The sequence below is a fragment of the Glycomyces xiaoerkulensis genome (genome assembly GCF_002798405.1).
GTDB lineage: Bacteria > Actinomycetota > Actinomycetes > Mycobacteriales > Micromonosporaceae > Glycomyces > Glycomyces xiaoerkulensis.
This window is the reverse complement of record NZ_PGGV01000037.1, coordinates 308,112-329,322: the sequence shown is the minus strand read 5'-3', so window position 1 is coordinate 329,322 and position 21,211 is coordinate 308,112. Positions and strand designations below refer to the sequence as shown.

At 70.3% G+C, this 21,211-nt stretch carries 22 protein-coding genes; 13 read left to right on the top strand and 9 right to left on the bottom strand.

Annotated features, from left to right (window positions below; all coding sequences use genetic code 11):
* The first annotated feature begins 129 nt into the window (after positions 1–129).
* The 6 genes from CUT39_RS17855 (at position 130) to CUT39_RS17830 (ending at position 6,334) form a co-directional block, all read left to right on the top strand.
* Positions 130–1,392: a sensor histidine kinase gene (locus CUT39_RS17855; protein ID WP_100448800.1), complete on the top strand. Its 1,263-nt coding sequence runs from the start codon at positions 130–132 to the stop codon at positions 1,390–1,392.
* The gene (locus CUT39_RS17850; protein WP_100448799.1) at positions 1,377–2,030 is read left to right on the top strand and encodes a response regulator transcription factor; all 654 of its coding nucleotides are present in this window, start codon (positions 1,377–1,379) and stop codon (positions 2,028–2,030) included. The genes CUT39_RS17855 and CUT39_RS17850 overlap by 16 nt, the downstream gene beginning before the upstream one ends.
* Before the next feature lie 3 nt (positions 2,031–2,033).
* Entirely contained in the window at positions 2,034–2,825 is a 792-nt protein-coding gene (locus CUT39_RS17845; RefSeq protein ID WP_100448798.1) for a DUF4097 family beta strand repeat-containing protein, read from the top strand.
* A 339-nt stretch (positions 2,826–3,164) separates the two neighbouring features.
* Positions 3,165–4,805: an LPXTG cell wall anchor domain-containing protein gene (locus CUT39_RS17840; RefSeq protein ID WP_198587254.1), complete on the top strand. Its 1,641-nt coding sequence runs from the start codon at positions 3,165–3,167 to the stop codon at positions 4,803–4,805.
* 141 nt (positions 4,806–4,946) lie between these two features.
* Positions 4,947–5,162: a hypothetical protein gene (locus CUT39_RS17835; RefSeq protein ID WP_157930796.1), complete on the top strand. Its 216-nt coding sequence runs from the start codon at positions 4,947–4,949 to the stop codon at positions 5,160–5,162.
* A gap of 161 nt (positions 5,163–5,323) precedes the next feature.
* Positions 5,324–6,334, top strand: coding sequence for an NAD(P)-dependent alcohol dehydrogenase (locus CUT39_RS17830; RefSeq protein WP_198587253.1), 1,011 nt, complete (start codon positions 5,324–5,326; stop codon positions 6,332–6,334).
* Between the two features lie 96 nt (positions 6,335–6,430).
* Here CUT39_RS17830 and CUT39_RS17825 read toward each other — a convergent pair whose 3' ends face one another.
* On the bottom strand, positions 6,431–6,610 hold the full coding sequence (locus CUT39_RS17825; protein ID WP_100448795.1) for a DUF397 domain-containing protein: 180 nt from the start codon (positions 6,608–6,610) through the stop codon (positions 6,431–6,433).
* A complete protein-coding gene (locus CUT39_RS17820) occupies positions 6,600–7,481 on the bottom strand; it encodes a helix-turn-helix domain-containing protein (protein WP_157930795.1) in 882 nt (293 codons plus the stop codon). Before CUT39_RS17820 ends, CUT39_RS17825 begins: the two co-directional genes overlap by 11 nt.
* Positions 7,482–7,648: 167 nt before the next feature.
* On the opposite strand from CUT39_RS17820, the gene CUT39_RS17815 reads away from it, so the two are divergent.
* The 3 genes from CUT39_RS17815 to CUT39_RS17805 all read left to right on the top strand — a co-directional run bounded on the left by CUT39_RS17815 (position 7,649) and on the right by CUT39_RS17805 (position 11,213).
* The gene (locus CUT39_RS17815; RefSeq protein WP_100448793.1) at positions 7,649–7,969 is read left to right on the top strand and encodes a hypothetical protein; all 321 of its coding nucleotides are present in this window, start codon (positions 7,649–7,651) and stop codon (positions 7,967–7,969) included.
* The gene (locus tag CUT39_RS17810; RefSeq protein ID WP_100448792.1) at positions 7,962–8,201 is read left to right on the top strand and encodes a hypothetical protein; all 240 of its coding nucleotides are present in this window, start codon (positions 7,962–7,964) and stop codon (positions 8,199–8,201) included. Before CUT39_RS17815 ends, CUT39_RS17810 begins: the two co-directional genes overlap by 8 nt.
* Positions 8,202–8,624: 423 nt before the next feature.
* Positions 8,625–11,213: a beta-galactosidase gene (locus CUT39_RS17805; protein ID WP_198587252.1), complete on the top strand. Its 2,589-nt coding sequence runs from the start codon at positions 8,625–8,627 to the stop codon at positions 11,211–11,213.
* Positions 11,214–11,225: 12 nt separating this feature from the next.
* Here the strand turns inward: CUT39_RS17805 and CUT39_RS17800 are convergent, their stop codons facing one another.
* A complete protein-coding gene (locus CUT39_RS17800; protein ID WP_232805821.1) occupies positions 11,226–11,555 on the bottom strand; it encodes a YnfA family protein in 330 nt (109 codons plus the stop codon).
* A gap of 119 nt (positions 11,556–11,674) precedes the next feature.
* On the opposite strand from CUT39_RS17800, the gene CUT39_RS17795 reads away from it, so the two are divergent.
* Positions 11,675–12,157: a hypothetical protein gene (locus tag CUT39_RS17795; RefSeq protein WP_157930794.1), complete on the top strand. Its 483-nt coding sequence runs from the start codon at positions 11,675–11,677 to the stop codon at positions 12,155–12,157.
* On the opposite strand, the gene CUT39_RS17790 is transcribed toward CUT39_RS17795, so the two are convergent.
* A complete protein-coding gene (locus CUT39_RS17790; RefSeq protein WP_100448789.1) occupies positions 12,051–13,046 on the bottom strand; it encodes a DMT family transporter in 996 nt (331 codons plus the stop codon). The genes CUT39_RS17795 and CUT39_RS17790 overlap by 107 nt on opposite strands.
* Positions 13,047–13,135: 89 nt before the next feature.
* Here CUT39_RS17790 and CUT39_RS17785 point away from each other — a divergent pair, with 89 nt between their 5' ends.
* Positions 13,136–13,708 (top strand): TetR/AcrR family transcriptional regulator, encoded by a 573-nt coding sequence (locus tag CUT39_RS17785; protein ID WP_100448788.1) that lies wholly within the window; start codon positions 13,136–13,138, stop codon positions 13,706–13,708.
* A gap of 4 nt (positions 13,709–13,712) precedes the next feature.
* Here CUT39_RS17785 and CUT39_RS17780 read toward each other — a convergent pair whose 3' ends face one another.
* Both CUT39_RS17780 and CUT39_RS17775 read right to left on the bottom strand, forming a co-directional pair.
* Complete coding sequence (locus CUT39_RS17780) at positions 13,713–14,483, bottom strand: ABC transporter permease (protein ID WP_100448787.1); 771 nt, start codon at positions 14,481–14,483, stop codon at positions 13,713–13,715.
* A complete protein-coding gene (locus CUT39_RS17775; RefSeq protein WP_100448786.1) occupies positions 14,480–15,403 on the bottom strand; it encodes an ABC transporter ATP-binding protein in 924 nt (307 codons plus the stop codon). The genes CUT39_RS17780 and CUT39_RS17775 overlap by 4 nt, the downstream gene beginning before the upstream one ends.
* Positions 15,404–15,539: 136 nt before the next feature.
* On the opposite strand from CUT39_RS17775, the gene CUT39_RS17770 reads away from it, so the two are divergent.
* Together CUT39_RS17770 and CUT39_RS17765 are read left to right on the top strand one after the other, a co-directional pair.
* Positions 15,540–16,655 carry a sensor histidine kinase gene (locus CUT39_RS17770; RefSeq protein WP_157930793.1) on the top strand — a complete coding sequence of 372 codons (1,116 nt, stop codon included), beginning with the start codon at positions 15,540–15,542 and terminating at the stop codon, positions 16,653–16,655.
* Entirely contained in the window at positions 16,652–17,308 is a 657-nt protein-coding gene (locus tag CUT39_RS17765) for a response regulator (RefSeq protein ID WP_100448784.1), read from the top strand. Before CUT39_RS17770 ends, CUT39_RS17765 begins: the two co-directional genes overlap by 4 nt.
* 7 nt (positions 17,309–17,315) lie before the next feature.
* Here CUT39_RS17765 and CUT39_RS17760 read toward each other — a convergent pair whose 3' ends face one another.
* The 3 genes from CUT39_RS17760 to CUT39_RS17750 all read right to left on the bottom strand — a co-directional run bounded on the left by CUT39_RS17760 (position 17,316) and on the right by CUT39_RS17750 (position 21,139).
* Positions 17,316–18,581, bottom strand: a complete 1,266-nt coding sequence (locus tag CUT39_RS17760; RefSeq protein WP_100448783.1) for an ABC transporter substrate-binding protein — start codon at positions 18,579–18,581, stop codon at positions 17,316–17,318.
* 252 nt (positions 18,582–18,833) lie between these two features.
* Positions 18,834–19,910 carry an LCP family protein gene (locus CUT39_RS17755; protein WP_100448782.1) on the bottom strand — a complete coding sequence of 359 codons (1,077 nt, stop codon included), beginning with the start codon at positions 19,908–19,910 and terminating at the stop codon, positions 18,834–18,836.
* 77 nt (positions 19,911–19,987) lie between these two features.
* Positions 19,988–21,139 (bottom strand): LCP family protein, encoded by a 1,152-nt coding sequence (locus tag CUT39_RS17750; RefSeq protein WP_157930792.1) that lies wholly within the window; start codon positions 21,137–21,139, stop codon positions 19,988–19,990.
* Positions 21,140–21,211: the final 72 nt, after the last annotated feature.

Sequence of the window (21,211 nt, the reverse complement as noted above, 5' to 3'; positions counted from 1 at the left end):
GGACCCGGGTACAAGATGCCGTCGATCATGGCGCGAATCACCGTAGTCCCCGGTACTAGAGAGAACTCCACCCCGAACTCGGAGCTCAGCGTCAATGTGCGGCACGCCCGGCGAAAATAGGGTTCAGGCATGGAAACCACCACGGACACCGCCGCTCGGCGCCGGCCCGGCCCGCTCGTGCTGATCCGGGCGATCGGCTCGGCGGCGACCTGGCGGGCCCTCGCCCACCTCGTCACCGGCGCGGTCATCGGATTCACCGGAGGATTCACGCTGCTGTGCCTGGGCCTCGTGGCCGTCCTCGGCGCGCCCACCGTCATCGTCCCGATCGCCGCCTGCGCGGTCATCATCGCCTTCAGCGGCGCCCTCACCGCCCTGCAGCGCTCCCGCCACGGCGCCTTCCTCTACCTGCGACTGCCCCAGGGCCGCTCCGAGGCGACCTTCACGCTCAACCCCCGGACCCTGATCGACCTGTTCGGCAACCGCAAGACCTGGTACCGGCTCGCCTACCATTTCATCGCGGCCTGCTACGGCCTCACCGCCGCGTTCGCCGCCCTCGCGGCCTGGGTGCTCGGGGCGGTGCTGATACCCGCCCCGCTCTACTGGGCCGACCCCGAACCGGGGGTCGACCCGCTCCTGCTCAGCGGCGTCGGCCTCGTCCTCGTCCTGGCCGCCCCCTGGGTCACCCGCGGGCTCGCCGACCTGGACGCCCGGATGGCGCGGCGCCTGCTCGGCATCTCCCGCAGCGAGGAACTCGAGCTGCGCATCACCGACCTGGCCGCCAGCCGCGACTCCACGGTCGACGCCGCCGACGCCGAGCGCCGCCGCATCGAACGCGACCTGCACGACGGCGTCCAGCAGCGCATCACCGCGCTGGCGATGAACCTCGGCATCGCCCGGGAGACCCTCGCGGACGTGTCCGAACCCGGCGCCCGCGCCCTCGAGCAGGCCCACGAGGAGGCCAAGCAGGCCCTCGCCGACCTGCGCGACCTGGTGCGCGGACTGCACCCGGCGGTGCTGGAGGACCGCGGACTCGACGCGGCGCTGTCGGCGGTCGCGGCCCGCTCCCCGGTGCCGGTGCGCGTCGCGGTCGACATGGATCGGCGAGTGGACGGCGACGTGGAGGCGGTGGCCTACTTCGTGGTCTCCGAAGCGCTGACCAATGTGGCCAGGCATGCCGGTGCGGCGCGCGCCGCCGTCGAGGTGGCGCTCCGGGGCGAGACCCTCCACGTGACCGTCACCGACGACGGGGCCGGCGGGGCCGACCCCGGCGGCGGCACCGGCCTTCGCGGGCTGGCCGACCGCGTGCGCTCGGTCGACGGCACCTTCGAACTCACCAGCCCCGCCGGGGGACCCACGACCATCGAAGTGGAGCTGCCATGCGCGTCGTCATAGCCGAGGACTCGGTCCTGCTGCGGGAGGGCCTCGCCAGGCTCCTGGAGCTCGGCGGCATCGAGGTCGTCGACACCGTCGGCGACGCCGAGGCGCTGCTGCGCTCGGTGGAGCGCGACCGCCCGGATCTGGTGGTCGTGGACGTGCGGATGCCGCCCGACCAGACCGACGAGGGCCTGCGCGCCGCCCTCCTGCTGCGACGCCGGTACCCAGACCTGGCGGTGCTGATGCTGTCGCAGTACGTCGAGGAGCGCTACGCCGTCGAGCTGCTCACCGGCCACACCCACGGCGTCGGATACCTGCTCAAGGACCGGGTCGCCGACGTGCGCGAGTTCCTCGACTCGGTGCGGCGGGTGGTCGACGGGGGGACCGCGCTCGACCCGGAGGTGGTCTCCCAGTTGCTGGTCCGCCGCGAAGGGAGCGAACTCGAGCGGCTGACGCCCCGCGAGCGGGAGGTCCTGTCCCACATGGCCGAGGGCCGCTCCAACACCGGCATCGCCGAGGCCCTGTACCTCAGCGACGGCGCGGTCAGCAAGCACATCCACAGCATCTTCACCAAACTCGGGCTCCCGCCCACCGACAGCCACAACCGCAGGGTGCTGGCGATTCTGAAGTACCTGCGCGAGAACGAAAAGGACTGACCCATGACGACCGTCCGGAACGAGTCACCGACCGCGAGGCCCGGGAAGTCAAGCCGCAGAGCGTGGTGGATCTTCGGCGGCGCGCTCACCGCAGCGGTGCTGGTGATGGCCCTGATCGCCGCAGGCGCGTGGATCTGGGCCGTCTCCTCCCCGAACGAGACCGGCACCCGCGCCGAGACCTACCCGCAGCCGGTCGCCGGCGTCGACCTGGACGTCTCGGTGGGGGAGGTGAACCTGACCGCGGGCGACGGTGAGGAACTCGAGGTCCGCAGCGATCTGACCTGGAAGGGCACCGAACCGAGGATCGAGGAGGAGATGACCGCCGACGGCGTCTTCGAGGCCCGCGCCGACTGCCGCGAGGACTTCCCCTTCCAGCTCTTCGGCGACCAGTGCGAGATCGACTACACGCTCGGCGTGCCCTCGGGCACCGAGACCTCGGTGCGGACCGACGTCGCCGACATCAACGTCGACGGCATCGACGGCGACCTGAGCCTGGAGACCGAGGTCGGCGACGTCGACGCGCGGCAGCTCCGCACGAGCGCCACCTCGGTGGAGTCGGGCGTGGGCGACATCGTGCTCGCCTTCGACGAGATGCGCGGCGACATCGACGTCGAATCGGGCGTCGGCGACCTGACCATCCTGGTCCCCGACGACGGCACCACCTATGACGTCCGGCTCGACACCGGCGTCGGCGAGCAGGACATCGACATCGCCACCGACCCGACCTCCGAGGCCGACTACGTCATCAACGCCACCACCGGCGTCGGCGACCTGGAGGTCCGCTACGGCGACTGAGGAGGAGGCGACTTCCAAAGAGGCGGTCGGCGGCACCGCAACCGCCGATCCCCTCGCAGGCAGAACCACCTACATGACACGTAGCCTACGTTCGATGTAGGTTCCCGTTCCGGGATGAGAAGCATGGTCGCGGCCGAGGGCGCCTTCACTCGGGGCTCCGGCCGAGCCGTAGGGAGACGACACTTAGGACTGCGGTACTCCATCGTGAGGTCACAGGTCTGCAACGGTTTGCCAAACTCGGGGCGAACTCCACAACCCACACCGTTCCGGCGTCGTGTTACCGGTGCCGGAGCGAGCAGTTCCGGTGACCAGAACAGTGGACAACCAAACAGGAGATCCATGACCCCCAGCAAATCCCGCCGGCGCCTAGGTCGGCGGTCCGCCGCAGTTCTCGCTGCCGCCGCCATCGGCGTCGGCCTGGCGGCCGCTCCGGCCCAGGCAGAGGAAGCCGACTGGATCCAGGACGCCGCGGCCTTTCCCGAAGGCGAAGGCCTGGTGCCCCCCACCTCCCCCGAGACCGAGCGCCAGTCCGCCTCGTTCTACGTATCCACCTACAACGACGGAACCGGAGGATCGGTCGACAACCTGCACGTGGTTTTCGGCATCTCGGGTGAGCGGGAGGGCCTGACCTTCGAGACCGACACCGAAGGCTGCATTGTCGACGGCTCTACGGTCACCTGCGACTTCCCTGACGCTAGTATGAACGACACCTTCTCGGTGTACCTCGACGTGCTGGTCGCCCCGACCGTGGCGGTCTGGGAAGAGTTCGACTACTCCATCAGTGCCCAGCCCACCGGGTACGACGCGAGCGTCTTCACCGGGACCTGGACGATCGGCCCCGTGATTGAAGCCGACGCCGAGTTCGAGGTCGAAATGGAATCCCCCGAGGAACTCGCTCCCGGCGCGAGCGTGGAGCCCGGGATCGCCTTCTCCAACAGTTCGGACTCCGCGTACACCGGTGTCTTCCTAACACTCTGGGACGGAGATCCGTTCCTGCGGGTTTCGGCCGAATACGGCAACTGCGGCGAGACTGACCACGGCTCAGTGCTGTGCTTCATCCCGGAACTCACTCCGGAACCCGGTGCGGTCTACGAGATCGCCGACGAGACTCCCGTGTCGTACACGCTCGACGAGAACGCACCCGGCCCGATGCGGTTCCACTCCTCGGTGAACGTCCAAGTGATCGACGTGTGGGCCGAACTCGAAATGGATGATCTCGATCTGTATTCGTCCGATCAGGAGCTGCAGATCGTCCCCTCGGACCGTGAATCGATCGAGAACCCCGGCGGCATGACCGTCACTTCCCCGGTGAACCCCTACGATGTGGCCGTCGAGGACCAGAGCATCGAGGCCGAAACCGAAGGCACCACCACCGTCGCCATTCCGGTCGAGAACCGGGGACCGGCGACCGCTTATGCCCGCCCGCATCCGGGCAGCGGCGAGGGCAGCTTCAACGTCACGATCCAGCTCCCCACCGGTACCGAACTCTCCGGCTCCGATGAGTACGGGTACATCGAGGGCGACGGCTACAACTGCACCGACGCGTCCAAGTCCGATTGGCTACCCGAAATCGATCCTGAGGTCCACAAGCTCGACCGGATCGATGCGCAGTGCTGGGGCATCTACCGGATCGATCCCGGCGAGCAGGCCGTGATCGAGCTGCCGGTGGCCGTCACGGACGCCGCCCCGGCGACCGACGGACGGGTGGTCGTCCAGGAAGGACCCGAGTTCTGGGACTTCAGCGTGTTCGACGAGTACTGGGACCTTTCCGAGGATGACTACCCCGTCATCGACTCGGACCTGGAGAACAACACCGCGATGCTCGCACTGAACTCGCCAGACGCAGTCGGAGGCGGCGGGAAGCTGCCTTCGACCGGTACTTCGCTGACGCTGGTCGGCTCGGCTGCTGGAGTCGTGCTGGCCGCGGGCGCGGTCCTGTTCGTCCTGATGCGGCGCCGCAAGGCCGCCGCCACCTGGTAAGCGTTCGGAGAACCACCGGGCACGTACCCTACGGACCTCGTAGGCTGCGTGCCCGGTGCATTGCAGGATCTTCGACGGTCAGCGCCGCTTGAGCTTCTTGATCACTGAGGTGTAGTCGCCCGGGGCGAGATCGACGCCGTCGTGCTGGCCGGACGCTCGAAGCAGCCGGTGCTGGCCGGGGAGGCGAAATGGGGTATGGACGTGAGCGCGCCGCGCCTGTTTCGGAAGCTGGAGGCGAAGGCGGCCAGCCTGGTCGACGATACCGATGATCTGCAGTACGCGATCGCGGCCTGGCGGTCGGTCGCCGAGGTACTGCCCCGCGTCGGTACCTTGACTGCGGGCGACCTTTTCGGTTGAGGCCTCGGTCGGCGCCAAGGTGTCTTCAAGTTCCTGATGATGTAGGGCCCGACCACCGCGTCGAACATCGCGGGGGTGCCACTGGTCGGAAGGGACAGCCGCCTTGGACCTCGGACGACGCAGTACGCTGAATGCGTGAGATCACAGAGCCGGGAACTGTAATGCGTGCCGTCGTCCAGCGCGGCTACGGCCCGCCGGCCGAGGTGTTGGGCGTCCGCGAGGTCGATCGGCCCACGCCGGGCGAGGATGAGGTTCTGATCCGGGTGCGGGCGGCGTCGGTGCACCCGGACGTGTGGCACGTCGTCACAGGTCTGCCGCGGGTGTTGCGCGTGTTTGGCTCCGGAGTCAGGCGGCCCACGCCGGCGCTGCCCGGGACGGACATGGCGGGGGTGGTCGAGGCGGTCGGCGCCGGAGTGAGTCGGTTTGCGGCCGGGGACGAGGTCTTCGGCGAAACGATCGCGGGAATGCAGTGGCGCAACGCCGGCGCGTACGCCGAGTACGTCGTCGCCAAGACGGACGGCCTGGCGGCCAAACCTTCGGACGCCACCTTCGAGCAGGCCGCGACGGTTCCGACGGCGGGATTCATCACGCTTTCCAACCTCCCCGACCTCGACACCTGGGAACCGGGAAAACGCGTGCTCGTGGTCGGTGCCGCCGGAGGGGTAGGAGCGATCGCCGTGCAGCTCGCCCGCGCCGCGGGCGCCGAGATAACCGGCGTCGACCACCCGCGCAAGCTTGAACTGCTGCGCAGCCTGGGAGCAAGCCAGGTCGTGGACTACACCAAAGAAGACATCACGCGGAGAGAGGAGCGGTACGACCTGGTGTTCGACGTCGTCGGCGTCCGCCCGTACGCCGCCTATCGGCCGATCATCGCCACCGGTGGCCGATACGTCCTCATCGGGCACGACCACTTCGGTGCGCGGGGACGGCGACTGCTCGGCAGCCTGCCGCGGATGATCGGGTTGATGGCCCGCTCTTTCGTCGACCCCCGCCTCCCCCGGCCGACTGCCGCGCCGGACCGCGGGGAGTCGATGGCGCGCTTGCAGGAGCTGCTCGCCGACGGACGACTCACGCCGGTCGTGGACCGCACTTTCCGGCTGGAGCAGGCGGCCGAGGCCATCGAGTACCTGGCATCCGGTGCGGCCCTCGGACGCGTGGTCGTCGTGCCATAGTGGCCGACGCTCGGCCCTGCCGCTCGAGCACGAACACCGGCGGCTGTCGGTCGCCGGGCGGTCCGGTGCACACCGCCCTGGGTGGGCGCCGAAAGCCTAGCGGTGCTTGAGGTCCTCGATCATGAAGGCGTAGTCGCCCGGGGCGAGGTCAAGGACCGGCGAGCTCTCTCCGAGCTTGGAGTCCCGGACCTGGACCACGTCGGCGCGATGGCGCAGCTCGACGCAGTCGGTCTGCGCAGCGCTTCGGGTGGACTTCTGCCATTCGCTACTCAACACTGCTCAGGTACTCCTCAACATCCACAACACAGGCCAGCGAGTCCGAGAATACCTCGCGAGCTCGTGCGACACCGTGACGCTCGTCGATGTAGCGACTGCCGTAGACGGAATCAATGTAGAGAAGCTCCGGAGTGTATGGCCCAGCGAAGGACATGAGCTTGAATGCTCCCGGCATCGCCGGGTGGATGCCGCGATCTATTGAGAGTACGGAGACTTCGACGGAGTCCAGGGCCGCGACCTCCCGAAGTCGTCGAATCTGCTCCTCGTAGTAGGGCGCGCCATTGATGCGCAGCACGCATGCCTCATCGAGAATGAAGCGCATCTTGGCGAGCTTGCCCGGTGGCCGGTTGAAGACCCAGTCCTGACGCAGCAGCTTCACTCGGGTGGCTTCAGCGGATGCAGCGGTGGTAAGCGAAGGCTCTGCCTCGTAGAGTGCCTCCATATATGCCTGAACCTGTAGCAGCCCAGGGATGTATGCGGCCTCGTAGGAGTCGATCGTCATCGCCTCCTTTTCAAGTGTCAGGAAGGCGTTGAACCACTTCGGGGTGGTACTGAAGACGTTCTCCCAGCCGTTCGCGTCGGTCTCGCGCGACTGCCTCGCCAGCGTCTCGAGTTCGTGGATGATCTGTTCGGGGGCGCTGTAGATGAACGCCCAGCCGGCGACAGTGCCCGGATCGACCTTCTGGTTCTCTGCCTTCTCGACCCGTTCGAGCCTGGTTTTGTTGGTGCCCAATATCTTTGCTGCTTCGCGGATGGACAGGCCGCGGTCTTCCCGCAGCCCTCGCAGGATCACGCCGACGCGCCACGATGCCAGTGATGGTGTGCCCATCACTCGATGATCGCATTCGAACACGTTCGGTGTGTAGTCCACTTTTCGCCGTCCCACTCAACCGTCCCGATTTCGGCGGCCCTCAGCGGGACACCGTTTCAGAGTCCCGGTTCCGCGTCCGCGAAACTTTCCGTTTCCGCCTCATGTGAACTGGTCATACGTTGTGTTCACCTACCAATGAACAATCCATTTCGGGGGGAGAACCGACCATGACCGATCCCGGCCGGACACACCGACCGACCACCGGTGCCTTGGAGTGCGGGCGCTTCACCGACGGCGTGCGGACCTTCAGCGTCCGCGCCTCCAGCGTCGACGCCCCGGACTCGTTCCAGGTATACGCCGACGACGGCCGATGCGACCCGGTACTGGTCGTCTCCGGTCTGATCTCCCGCGAGCTGAAGGCCACCTGGGCTTCGCAGTGGAGGTACGCCTCGGAGGAGTGGCGCGATTGGCTGGAGGCCAGCGCGTTCATGGCCTTCTACAACGGCGAGCGGCCCGCGGTCGGAAGGGTGCGGGTCTGCAATGGCTGACGGATATGTCGGCGAGTTCCGGCGCGGCCCGGCGATCTTCTCGGTCCGCCGGTCCGCGCGCGAGCCCAGGGAGTACCGCGTCGACTGCAATGACGGCAACGGGCCGTCCGAGGTCTGCCGACTGCCGGAGACGACGGGCGCGGGTCCGCTCTGGCACGGCGCGTGGAACGGTGACCAGTGGTGCGCCTGGATCGAGTCCGAGGCCCGGAAGGTCATCGAGAACCCGCCGTAGGGTCTCGGACCGGGCAAGCTCACGGGCGGAGCCCGTCCCTTTGCAGCCGAAAGTCCCCTATGGTCGAGCTGCGCGCCGCCCTCGGGACAGGGGACACACTGGCTGCAAAGGGTGCGGCTCCGCCGCAGAGCTTGCCGTGTCGTGAAGCGGTCGACCCGTCGAAGCGCTCGCATTGCGCGGACCGTGGGGCGTTCAACAGTCCCAGGGGCGCCGGTCGGCCGTGCCGCGGAACCGACGGTCGTGGAGGCGGCGGCAGGTCGAGCACATCAGTTATTTCAATCATTCATCTAGGGGTTATATTTATTGGTGCCGGAACGCAGGGAGGCCGGAAGCGACCGACACGTTGCGGCGGTGCCCGGGGCGGCCACCCCGCCGTGAACGGCCCGGGCGAACGAACCCCCGACGTGGAAGCGCTGGTTTGAAGTGACTGACCTGTCTGCCGCGACCGCCGAGCTCGGTCGCTCCGGAATCGTGCTCGACGGCCGCGAAGAGGCGATGCTGTGCGCGTCGCTGTTCTACTTCCGGATCCCGCGCGAGGTCTGGGAGGCGCGGCTCGCCGCGGTCCGCGCCACCGGCTACCGGGCGATCGACGTCTACCTGCCGTGGAACTTCCACGAGACGGCACCGGGCGTATGGGATTTCGAAGATCGGCGCGACGTAGGGACGTTCCTCGACCTCGCCCACGAGGCCGGCCTGGCGGTGATCGCCCGCCCCGGCCCCTACATCTGCTCCGAATGGGACGGCGGCGCCCTCCCGGCCTGGCTGCCGCTGGACGAAGACCTGGCGCTGCGCCAGGCCGAACCCCGCTTCCTCGAGCAGGTGCGCGCCTGGTTCGACCGGGCCATGCCGATCCTCGCCTCGCGCCAGTGGGGCCGCGGCGGCGCCGTCGCGGCCGTCCAACTGGAGAACGAACTCGACTTCTTCGACACCGCCGACCGCCGCGCCTACCTCACCGCCCTGCGCGACATGGCCCTCGCACACGGCATCGAGGTCCCCCTCCTCGCCTGCGCCGGACAGGGCGACCGGTCCGGGGCGACCGGCGGCGTCGACGGCGTCGCCCCCGCGTTCAACTTCTACCCCGACGACCGCTCCCCGTTCATCGAACCCGAAGTCCGCCGGTACGCGGAACTGGCCGACGACGGCGGCCTGCCGCTGCTGGTGACCGAGACCAACCGCAGCCACACCACCCTCCGCCGCCTGCTGGTCAGCGGCGCGACCCTGATCGCCCCCTACCTCCAGGCGTCGGGCTTCGACTTCGGATACACGCCGTCGGTCGGCAACTGGGGCCACCCCGGCGGCTTCATGACCCACGACTACGACTTCGACGGCTACCTCTCCCCGGTCGGTGAGGCCCGCCCCGAATCGGCCGAGGCCCGCCTCCTGGCCTCCTTCGCCCGCACCCTCGGCCCGGCCCTCACCCGCGCGACCACGGCCGCCGACGACCAAGTGCACGTCACCGCCCCCACCAGCGCCTCGCCGTCGAAACTGGTGCTCGACGGCGGCGGCACGGTCACCGGCCCGGCGAACCTCGGCCCCGAACCGGGCGAGGCGACCATCCCCGCCGCGAACGGCACGCCCGAAGTCGTCGTCGAGCTGCCGCCGTTCTCCTGCCCGCTGCTGGTCCGGGACCTGCCGCTGGAGCGGTTCGGCCTGCCGGGGACGCTGCGGCTGGCCTCGGCCGACCTCGTGGGCGCCGGCCCGGACGGGCTCGAATTCGCCTCCCGCGCCACCAGCGCGGTCGCGCTCGCCGGCGACGACCCCGGCGCACCGGTGGCGGTCCTCAAGCTCGGCGAGCCCGCGCCGGGCGCGCCCGTGCGATCGACGGCCGACTCCGGCGACGCGCAGTGGGACATCGTGGTCCGCCACCCCGACGACATGCCCGTGCCGCACGAGCGGCCGACCGCGCCCGTCGCGGGCGAACCGGCCGTCCTCACCGGCGCGGTCCGGCTCGACCTCGAGACCCGCTCGGGGCGGACCGCGCCTCACGAGCTTCCCCCGGCCTCCGAGGCCGTGGGCGTCTACCGCGGCCGCACCCACTACGCCTCCTCGCTCGACGGGATCGACGAGCTGCTGATCGAGGAGGCCGCCGACATCGTCGACCTCAGCCTCGACGATCGCGCGCTGCCGACCGCCGCGCGCTTCGGGGCCACCCTGGCCGTGCCGGTCGGTGAGGCGAGCCGACTCGAAGCCGCGGTCGAGACGTGGGGCCACTCGAACTTCGACGACGCCCGCCTGCCCGCCCTCGCGCTCGGCTCGCGGCGCGGCCTCGGCGCCGTCTGGTCGGTGACCGCCCGCCACGACATCGGCTCACTCTGGACGATGGACGGCGGCGCGCAGTGGGCGGGGGACCCGGCGCCGGTGCGCCCGCTCGGCGGCTGGTCGAGCACCCGCGTCGGGAGCCCGGTCACCTACCGGCGCACGCTCCCGGTAGACGGCCGCAGCCACCATGCGCTGCACCTGACCGGCCTCACCGGCCCGTGCGAGGTATCGGTCGGCGACGCGGTCCGGATCGTCGGCCCCGACCACCCGTGGCTGCACCTGGGCGTCGGCGAAGGCCGCGAGCTGACGATCACGATGCCCCACTGGCCCGAGCCCTTGGACAGCGCGGAGCTGCTCCGCCTGGAGCCGGTGCGGCACTGGCAGGTCGAACCGCAGCCGGACGAGGCGCTACTGGCACTGTCCCAACGCGACTGTCCCGGCCGCGAGATCGAGCTGCCGCTCGGGCTCGCACCCGGCGAGGAGACCTGGATCGACCTGTCCGTGCCCGAGGGCGGGCTGTCCCTGCGGTTCGAGGGCCAGCAGGCGCGCGTGAGCGCGTTCGCCCGGGGCGAGCTGCTGGGCCGCGTCTGGCTGGACGATGCGGCCCGGCCGGAGTTCACCGGCGGCGACCCGGGACGGCTCTGGCTGCCGGGCGCGTGGAACTCGGGCACGGTCCGCCTGCTGGTCCGCGGCACCGCCGGAGGCGGCCCTCCCCGGCTCGGGAGCGTGAGCGCCGCCCCCACGCCGGAGTGATCAGCGGGCGGCTCAGCCCCTGGGGGCGTACATGATCACGGCGACGCCGACCAGACACAGCCCGGCGCCGATGAGGTCCCACCGGTCCGGCCGGAAGCCGTCCACGACCACACCCCAGGTCAACGACCCGGCCACGAAGATGCCGCCGTAGGCGGCGAGCACCCGGCCGAAGTGGACCTCGGGTTGGAACGCCGCGGCGAAGCCGTAGGCGCCCAAGGACATGATCCCGGCGGCGATCCACAGTACGCCCCGGTGCTCCCGCAGCCCCTGCCAGATCAGCCAGGCGCCGCCGATCTCGGCCACGGCGGCCAGCAGGAACAGCAGGATCGATCGGGCGACCATCACGGCGGTGACTCTATCAGCGCCACAGCCGCCGCGAAGGCTCCGAGCTGCGACACGAAATGTCACCCTCGCATGTGTCCGTCGTTACCGTTCGAACCTATGACGATATGGTCGGAAGCATGGCGGTCGAAAGCGTGTACAGGAGGCACCTTCGGACCGTCGTGGCCAACAGCGCCGCCCCCTACGGCTACACGCTGACGATCTGGACCACCGGCGCGATCACCACGCACGCCGCCGGGACCTTTCCCTCGACCGCCGAAGCGCTGCTGCTCCTGACCGGCGCGGTGCTCGGATTCGGAGTGGTCGGCGCGTTCGCGTCCGGCGGGATCAACGGCGTGCTCTCGCCCCGCGGCCGCGGCGCCGTCCGCGTCTGGGGCGGGATCCACCTCCCCTCGGTCGGGCTCACCATCACCGTGGTCACCGGCCTGACGCACCTGGTGAAGGGCATCGTGGTCTGGCCGCTGGTCGGATTCGTGTCGACCGCGGTCTACCTGCTCACCATCGCCGGGCAGTTCTGGCTCGCGACCCAGCGAGGGGGCGTGCCGGAGCCGTACGACCCGCCGGACCCCGATGCCGCCGGCGAGCGCCGCGCCGATTCCTAGCCGACCGGATCTCCCGGTCCCCCGATTCGTTCGCCCGCGACAGCGTCAGGGCGACGCCGGTGAGGGCGATGGCCAGGCCGAGCCAGGCCACGGGGGCCACCGGGGTGCCGAACATGGCCCAGGCCCACAGCATCGTGGCCGGCGGGGTCAGGTAGAGGAGCGTGGCGGCGGCCGTGGCGCCGTTGCGGCGCACCACCGCCCAGTAGGCGCCGTAGCCGCCGACGCCGGAGAGGACCGCCGACCAGACGACCGCGACCCAGAAGCCCGTCGAAGTCGGCGGGGCGAACTGGCCGACCGGGGCGGCGAGCGAGGCGAAGGCCGCGGCACCGGTGAGGAACTGGACGGCGAGGGCGTCGAGCGGGCCGAGTCCGCCCGGGCCGGTGCGCCGCTCGAAGACGGTGGCGGTGACCAGGCTGAGCATCGCCGCCACCGGCAGCGCGTAGGCCCACACCGACGCCCCGCCGCCGGAGAAGTCGGCCGACACCACCAGCGCGACGCCCGCCAGGCCGATCGCCAGGCCGCCGATCTGGGCGGTCCGCACCGGTTCGCCGAGCGCGGCGAAGGCGGCCACCGCCGTCACCACCGGCTGCAGCGAGGCGATGAGCGCGGCGGTGCCGGGGTCGACGCCGAGCTGGGTCCCCAGCACCACGCCGTAGAGGTAGCCGCCCTGGGCGAGCACGCCGATCGCGACGTGGACGGCGAGGTCGCGGACGCTCCAGCGCCGTCGCCGCCACAGCAGCCACGCCAGCGCGGGCGCGGCCAGAAGGAGGAACCGCCAATTGAGGACGGTCAAGGCCGGTGCGTGCCTGGTGCCGAGCTCGGCGCCGATGAAACCCGAGCTCCACAGCACCACGAAGGCGCCGGCCCAGCAGCGGTCGATGGCGGTCACGTGCGCCTCCCCTGGAGTAAACAGATCGGTTTACGTGACCCTAGCTAAACAGACCGGTATACTTCCAGTGGAATCCGAGGAGGAGGCCCATGACCGCCGACACCGCGCCCCGCATGACCCCGGCCGCCCGGCGCGTCCTGGACACCGCGAGCGAGCTGTTCTACCACCGCGGCATCAATGCGGTGGGCGTCGACCTCATCGCCGAGACCTCCGGGGTCACCAAGAAGACCATCTACGACCGCTTCGGCTCCAAGGACCACCTCGTCATGGCCTACCTGCGCGAGCGGGACGGGCGCTGGAGGGCGCTGGTGGAGCACCACATCGGCGCCGCCGGCCCGGGCGAGGCGGTCCCGGCCGTTTTCGACGCGCTGAAGGAGTGGACCGCCGCCAGCGGCGACCGCGGCTGCGCCCTGATCAACGCCCGCGCCGAGATCACCGGCCCGAACCACCCGGTGCGGACGCTGGCCGCCGAGGAGAAGCAGTGGCTGCTCGGCCGGTTCACCGGCCTCCTGCGGGCCGAAGGGGCCGCCGACCCGGACGCCGACGCGGTCGAGCTGCTGCTGCTCCACGAGGGCGCCGTGGTCATGAACGACGTCGGCCAGGTGACCGGCGCGATCGACCGCGCCCGGCTCGCGGCCCGGCGGCTGGTCGACCGCGCCTGACGGCTCACTCCCAGCGGAAGAAGCGGACCGCGATCGCGACGCTGACCGCGATCGCGGCGACCATCGCCAGCAGGTGCGCCGGGTTCTGCTCCAGCCCGACCCAGGCGTTGCCGACCGCCTGGACGGCCGCCCCGAACGGCAGGACCTCGCCCACCGCGGCCACCGGACCCGGCAGGTTCTCGGTGGGTCCGAACATGCCCCCGGTCGCGCCCAGCAGGAGGAAGCCGACCAGTCCGAAGGCGACCCCGGAGCTGGGCGTGGGCGCGACCGCCGCGACGATCATCCCGACCGCGAACATCGTCAGCGCCGCCAGGCCGAGCACCGCCAGCGCGAGCCCCAGGTCGGTCGGCAGGCCCACGCCGAAGAACAGCATCGCGGCCGCCACCCCGACGGCGATCCCGGCGATCGACTGCACCGCGGCCACGACCATCTGGGCGACCAGGATCATCGCCGGGTGCGCCGGGGTCGCGCCCAGGCGCCGCAGCACCTTGGTCCGGCGGTAGTACACCAGGAAGCTCGGCATGTTGATCACGCCGACCGAGGCGATGACAATGGTCAGGGCGATCGGCATGACGTACAGCTCGAAGACGTCGATCCCGTCGGCGGTGGTCTCCCCGGCGTAGCTGAAGCCGTTCATCACCAGGATGAGCAGCGGCAGGCCCAGCGGGACGATCAAGCCGGAGGTGTCGCGGGCGACCATCTTCGCCTCGGCGGCGATCAGGAGCAGCCAGGCCCGCGGGCCGGGCCGGTGCACCGGGACGTCGGCGGCGGTCATCGCGACTCCTCCTCGCCGTCGAACGGGCGGCCGGTGAGGGCCAGGAAGGCGTCTTCGAGGGTGGCCTGCTGGAACCGGGTCTCGAGCACGGTCACCCCGGCCCGCACGAGCGCGGTGCTCACCGCCTGCAGCAGGTTCCCCGAGCCGGTCACGGCCACCTCGTCGCCGGAGACCCTCACCTCGCGGGCCTCCTCGACTCCGTCGAGCACGCGCGCCTCGAACGGTTCGGCGGTGCGGAAGCGCACCACCTGCTCCAGTCCGGCGCGGGCCACCAGGTCGGCCGGGGAGCCGACGGCCGCCACCCGGCCCGCGTCGATGACGGCGACCCGGTCGCACAGCCGCTCCACCTCGTCCATGTGGTGGCTCACCAGCACCACCGTCACCCCGCTGTCCCGCAGGTCCTCGACCGTGGACCACATCCCGCGCCGCGCCTGCGGATCGAGCCCGGTCGTGAGTTCGTCCAGGATGGCCGCACGCGGACCGCCGACCAGGGCCAGCGCGATGGACAGGCGCTGCTGCTGCCCGCCGGAGAGCTTCTCGAAGCGGACCTTGCGCTGCTCGGCGAGGCCGACGCGCTCGATCAGCTCGCCGGGGTCGGCGCCGTCGCGGTAGAAGGACCGGTAGAGGCGGACCAGTTCGCCGACGGTGAGCGCGTTCGGCAGGTTCGCGTGCTGGAGCTGGACGCCGAGGACCTGGCGGAGCCGGGCGCGGTCGCGCCGCGGGTCGAGGCCGAGGACCGCTGCGGTGCCGCGGTCGGGCCGGCGCAGGCCGGCGATGGTCTCGACGGCCGTGGTCTTGCCGGCGCCGTTGCGGCCCAGCACCCCGTAGATCTCTCCCGCCTCGACGGTGAGGCTGACGTCGTCGACGGCGGTCACGTCGCCGTAGCGTTTGTGCAGCCCTCGCGCTTCGATGGCCGGCATAGGCTCTCCCCTCGGTTCGGTGTCGCCTCCGAAGCTAAGGGCCCGAGCACCTCTCGCGCGCGTGCGAGAGGTCACCGATCCGGTCCATGACTTTCGGCACGGGTGCGGCCGCTCGCGCTCGCATATGCTGGCGGCGATGAGTCGGATGTGGGCGCAGATACTGGGCGGGGTGTTCGCCACGCTCGCCTGCCTGGCCACCGCCGTGCCGGTCGTGATCTTCCTGGCCAGGGGCGAGCCGGTCACCTCGATCCCGGGCGGGTGGTGGCTGGCCTGCTTCGCGGTGTTCATGGCCGCCTTCGCCGCCACGATGTGGCTGGGCTGGATGCTGCCGCGCCGCGTGACGCTCGCCCTGTTCGCCGTGCAGGTGGTCGGCGCGCAGGTGCTGGTGTTGACCTCTCCGGGCATCGGCTGGGTAGCGATCCTGCTGGTGTTCAACGCCGCCATGTGCGGGTCGGTGGTGGGGCCCCGGGTCTCGGCGGTGGTGGTCGCGTCGAACACCGCGGTCATCGCGCTCGGCTCGGCCGGTGGCTCGACGCTGGAGTTGGCGCTGGGCACCGGTCTGTACGTGGTGCTGCAGGTGGCCGCGTACCTGAGCGTGGTGGCGATGCACCGGGAGGGGGTCGCGCGCAAGCAGTTGTCGGAGGCCAACGTCCGGCTGCGGGCGGCCGGGGCGCTGCTGGCGGAGTCGAGCCGCACCGAGGAGCGGCTCCGCATCGCCCGCGAGCTGCACGACCTGGTCGGCCACCAGTTGACGGTGCTGTCGCTGGAGCTGGAGGTCGCCTCCCACCGGGCCGAAGGCGAAGCGGCCGAACCGATCCGGCGGTCCCGCGAGCTGACTCGGCGGCTCCTGTGCGACGTCCGCGCCACCGTCGGCGAGATGCGCCGGGACGGCCCGAGGCTGCGCGAGACCCTGGAGTCGATCGTCGCCGAGCTGCCCGAGCCGGCCGTCCACCTGCGCATCGACGAGTCGGTCGAGACCGGGGAGGAGGTCGCCGCGATCCTGGTGCGCTGCGTCCAGGAGGTCGTCACCAACGCCATCCGCCACGCCGAGGCCTCGCACCTGTGGATCGAGATCGGCGCCGACGGCGAAAGGGTCACCTTCGAGGCGCGCGACGACGGCGTCGGCGCCCGCCGGGTCGAGATGGGCAACGGCCTGCGCGGCATGGCCGAGCGCCTGGAGGCCCGGGGCGGCCGGGTCCGCTTCTGCGGCGCCGACGGCTTCCGCGTGCGGGCGGAGGTGCCCGCGGCGTGATCCGAGTCTGCCTGGTCGACGACCAGCACCTGGTGCGGCAGGGCATCCGGCGCCTGCTCGACCTCAGCGAGGAGGTGGAGGTGGTGGCCGAGGCCGACGACGGCATGGCCGCGCTCACGGTCATCGGAGCCGAGCGGCCGGACGTGGTGCTGCTGGATCTGCGGATGCCGCGACACGACGGCATCTGGACCCTGGAGGCCCTGCGCGAGAGCGGCCTCGAAGTGCCGGTGCTGGTCCTGACCACCTTCGACGACGACGAACTGGTGCTGCGGGCACTGCGGGCCGGGGCGCGCGGCTACCTGCTCAAGGACGTGACGCTGGCGCAGTTGGTGAGCGCGGTGAAGGCGCTCGCCGAGGGCGGGACGCTGGTGCGGCCGGCGATCACCGACCGGCTGCTGCGGGCCCTGCGGGAGGGCGAGGCGCCCGGGAGTGAGGCCGCCTCGGGGGCGGTGCCGACCTCGCCGCTGACCGACCGGGAGTTGGAGGTGCTGCGGCTGCTGTCGGCCGGGCTCAGCAACCGCGAGATCGCCGATTCGCTGTTCCTGGCCGAGGGCACGGTCAAGAACCACGTCTCCAGCGTGCTGATGAAGCTCGGTTCGCGGGACCGGACCCGGGCGGTGCTGCGGGCCCTGCACCACGGGCTGCTGGAGTGAGGCGCGGTCAGTCGCCGGGGATGCCGTCGTCCTCCAGCGGCACCGGTTCGGCCTCGATCTGCTCGACCTGGCCGGCGCCCACGCGGTAGGTGGTGCCGATGTAGTTCTGGACGCCCTGGTCGACCCTGGCGATCCCGACCGCGCGGTAGCCGGCGTGGTCGTCCTCGCTGTAGGAGATCGGCACGATGCCGTTGCCGGTCAGCGCCCCCGATTCGACCGCCGCGACCAGCGACTCGCGGGTGGGCTCGGCCCCGGCCTCGGCCAGGGCCTCGGCGAACAGGTAGCCGACGCTCATGCCGTAGACGGTGTTGCCGGTGAACGGGACGTCGTCGTTGTACTCCTCGTGGATCTGCCGGAACAGCCCGTACCAGTCGCTGTCGGGGTTGAACGGCAGGTAGTTCACGCTCACCATGTCCTGCAGGAGCAGCGGGGCGGTCTCCTCGCCGAGGTATCCGACGAGGGTCTGGTAGTCGGCGCCCGGGGACGAGGTGTACCACTGCGGGAACCACTCCATCTCGGCGGCGGTGCCGACCGCGAGCGCGGTGAACGCGTTGATGGTGCCGAGGATGTTGATCTCGCAGTCGGCGGCCCGCATGCGGCCGATCTGCTTGGTCAGGTCCTCGCTGAAGGTCAGGTAGGTCTGGATCTCGGTGATCTCGTTGCTGCCGACGACGGTCTCGACGCCTTCGAGGATGCCCTCGCCGAAGTCGTCGTCCTGGCCGAGCACGCAGATGGACGCGTCGGGGTGCTCGTTCACCGCGTGCCGGGCCAGGGCCGCGCCTTCGGTGACGTACTCGGCGTTGAAGCCGAAAGTGCCCGGGTAGGCGCCGGGCTGGTTCCAGGTGAGCGAGCCGGAGGAGACGAACAGGTCCGGCACGCCCTCCTCGTCGAGGTAGTCGAGCACGGACGCGTGGGTGGGCGTGCCCAGGCCGTTGACGACCGCGAACACCTCGTCTTTCACGACCAGGTCCTCTATGGCGTTCTGGGTCTCGAACGGGTCGTAGGAGTCGTCCTTGACGATGTACTCGATGCTGCGGCCGTGGATGCCGCCGTTGTCGTTGACGTACTCGAAGTAGGCGTCGGTGGCCGCCGAGATCGAGGCGAAGCCGGCGGCGGCGGATCCGGTCAGCGGCTGGTGGGTCCCGATGGTCACCGTGTCGTCGGTCACCCCGGGGGTGTCGGGCTCTCTTTCGATGTCGCTGCACGCGGTCAGCCCGAACGCCGCCGCGGCCGCCAGGGCCGCCGTGGCCGAGGTGGTCTTGCGGCCATGCATGTCGGTCTCCTCTTGTCGATCGCGGAAGGCCGGGCACATTGACGGCCGTCTGGCCCTTGCGCTGCGGGTTCCCGCGCGCGCTCGGGAGACCCTACCCGAGAGTAGCTAGTGATGGCCACCCCTCGGTGCGCGAGTGGCCTGGGATAACACTGGGGAAGGAGGTATGGATATCGATATGCACGTTCGGGCCGCGCTGTCCGGGTCGTGTTCACCGCGCGCCGCTCCGGCGGCGAGATCCCGGGACCGGCGGCCTCAGTCGTCCTGCTTGACCCACTCGGGGTACCGGGCCGTCCACTGGTCGACGGTGTCGGTGCGCAGGGCCTCCCAGAGGGCGTCGGCCGCGACCCGCTCCTCGCCGTCGTGGATGCGGACGATCGACAGGTCCTTGCCGTTGTGGACGATCGTCTCCGGCTTGGAGGGGACCTGGATCGTGTCGATGTCCCCGGGGTCGATGTCGCGGAGGCCCACCACCAGGTCGACGACCTCCATCCCGTCGGGCCGGTCGAGCTTCACCGAGTCGCCGAAGCCCGACAGCAGCTCGCCGACCTTGCCGGGATCCTTGTGGAAACCCTGCGCCTTGGCCTCTTCGAGCAGCGACTTGATCGCCTGCTGCTGCATCTTCTGGCGCCCGTAGTCGCCGCCCCAGCCGTTCTCCCAGTCCTCGGGATGATCCTGGTCGCCCCAGCCCTTGCGCTGGCGCACCAGGTCGAGGGCGTCGTCCTTGCCGTAGTAGGCGCACTCACCGGGGAACACCGTGCCGGTATGGATCGAGGTGATCTCGTGCGGCGGACACAGTTCGATCTCGCCGACGAGGTCGACCAGGTCCAGGAACCCGTTGAAGTCGGCGGTGGCCGCCAGATGGAAGTCGACCCCGGTGAGGTCGTCGATGGCGGCCACCACGTTGGAGCGGGCGACCGCCCACTCGTCGCTGATGGAGGCGGCGTGGTTGAGCTTGAACTCGCACGGATCGCCGCCCCACGCGGGGCCGCAGTCGGGGATCGGCACCCACAGGTCGCGCGGCAGCGACACCATCGTGGCCTCGGTCAGATCCGCGTTGACGTGCACCATGATCATGGTGTCGGAGCGGGGCGAACCGTCGTCCTCCTCGTCGACGCCGAGGACCAGGACGTCGAGCGGGCCGGTGAGGTTCTCCACGTCCTCGATCTCGGCCCGGTCGTGGTTCAGGATGTTCTCGTCCTCGACCGCCGAGTTCGCCGTGGAGACGCCGTACTGCGTCACCGCCGCGGCGCCGCCGGCCGCCACCGTCGTCAGGCCGCCGGTGTAGAGCATCAAGTGCGCCCACCAGGGCGCCCGGGTCCTACCGGCCATCGGGGGTTCCAGGGGAGAAGGTCACACTCCTAGAACGCCCCGGGCGGGCCGAGAGGTTGCATGCGGCGCCGCGAAAGTCAGTTCGAGGCCGTCTCGCCCTCGCCCGACTCCGAGGCGTCGTCCTCGGCCGGTTCGGATCCCTCGCCGCCGGTCGTCGGCCCGCAGTCACTGGGCCGGTCGCTGCTGACCCACTTCGGGTACAGGCATACCCACTCGCCGAGCGTGTCGTCGTTGATCGCCTGGTAGAGCGCCTCGGCCGCCATCTGCTCCTCGCCCTCGTGGGTCACCACGTACGAGGTGCCGTTGATCGTCTCGGCGCTGGAGGGCACGCCGATCGAGGTGATGCCGTCGGGGTCGATGTCGGCCATCTGCGTGATCATGTCGGTGAGCTGGTAGCCGCCCAGGTCGATCGTGAGCGCCTCGCCGAAGCTGTTGAGCAGGTCGACCGCCTTCACCGGGTTCTTGTGGTACTCCTGCGCCTTGGCCTCTTCCAGGATCTTCTTGATGGACTGCTGCTGCATCTTCTGGCGGCCGAAGTCGCCCCAGGTGCCGTTCTCGTAGTCCTCGTCCCAGTCCCAGCCGTAGCGCTGCCGGACGATGTCGAGCGCCTGGTCCTTGTCGTAGCGGGCGCATTCGCCGGGGTAGGTGACGTTGGTGTGGATCGATGTGATCTCGTGCCACGGGCACAGCTCGATGGTGCCCAGCTCGTCGACCAGGTCCAGGAAGCCCTCGAAGTTCGCGATCGCGCCGCCGTCGAACTGCACCCCGGTCAGGGACGTGATCGTCTCGGCGGTGTTCTGGAACGCCAGACCCCAGTCCTCGTCCGAGGCGAACGCCTCGGTCAGTTTCGTCTGGCACGCCGGGTCGCAGCTCGGAATGTCGACCAGCAGGTCGCGCGGCAGCGACACCATCGACACCTCGGTGAGGTCCTCGTTGACGTGCACGATGATGTCGGCGTCGGTGCGGGCCACGCCCGCGTCGCCCACCCGCGCGTCGGTGCCCAGGACCAGGAAGTTGAGCGGGCCCTCGATGGCCTCGCCTTCGGACTCGAGCCGCTGGTCGCCGAGGAGGTCCTCGGTCGGGAGCGCGTTGTTGACCAGGTTGACGCTGATCTGCGTCGCGATCGCGCCCCCGCCGGAGGCCACCATGACGAGCGCGCCCATGACGACCATGGCCTTCGCCCACCAAGGGGAGGAGGGCTTGGCCGCATGCCTGACGGACTGACTCACTGGTACCGGCTCCCGGGGGTCATGTGCTTTCAATGGGGTACACGCGCAGGTTGGGCGCCGGGTTGCACCCGG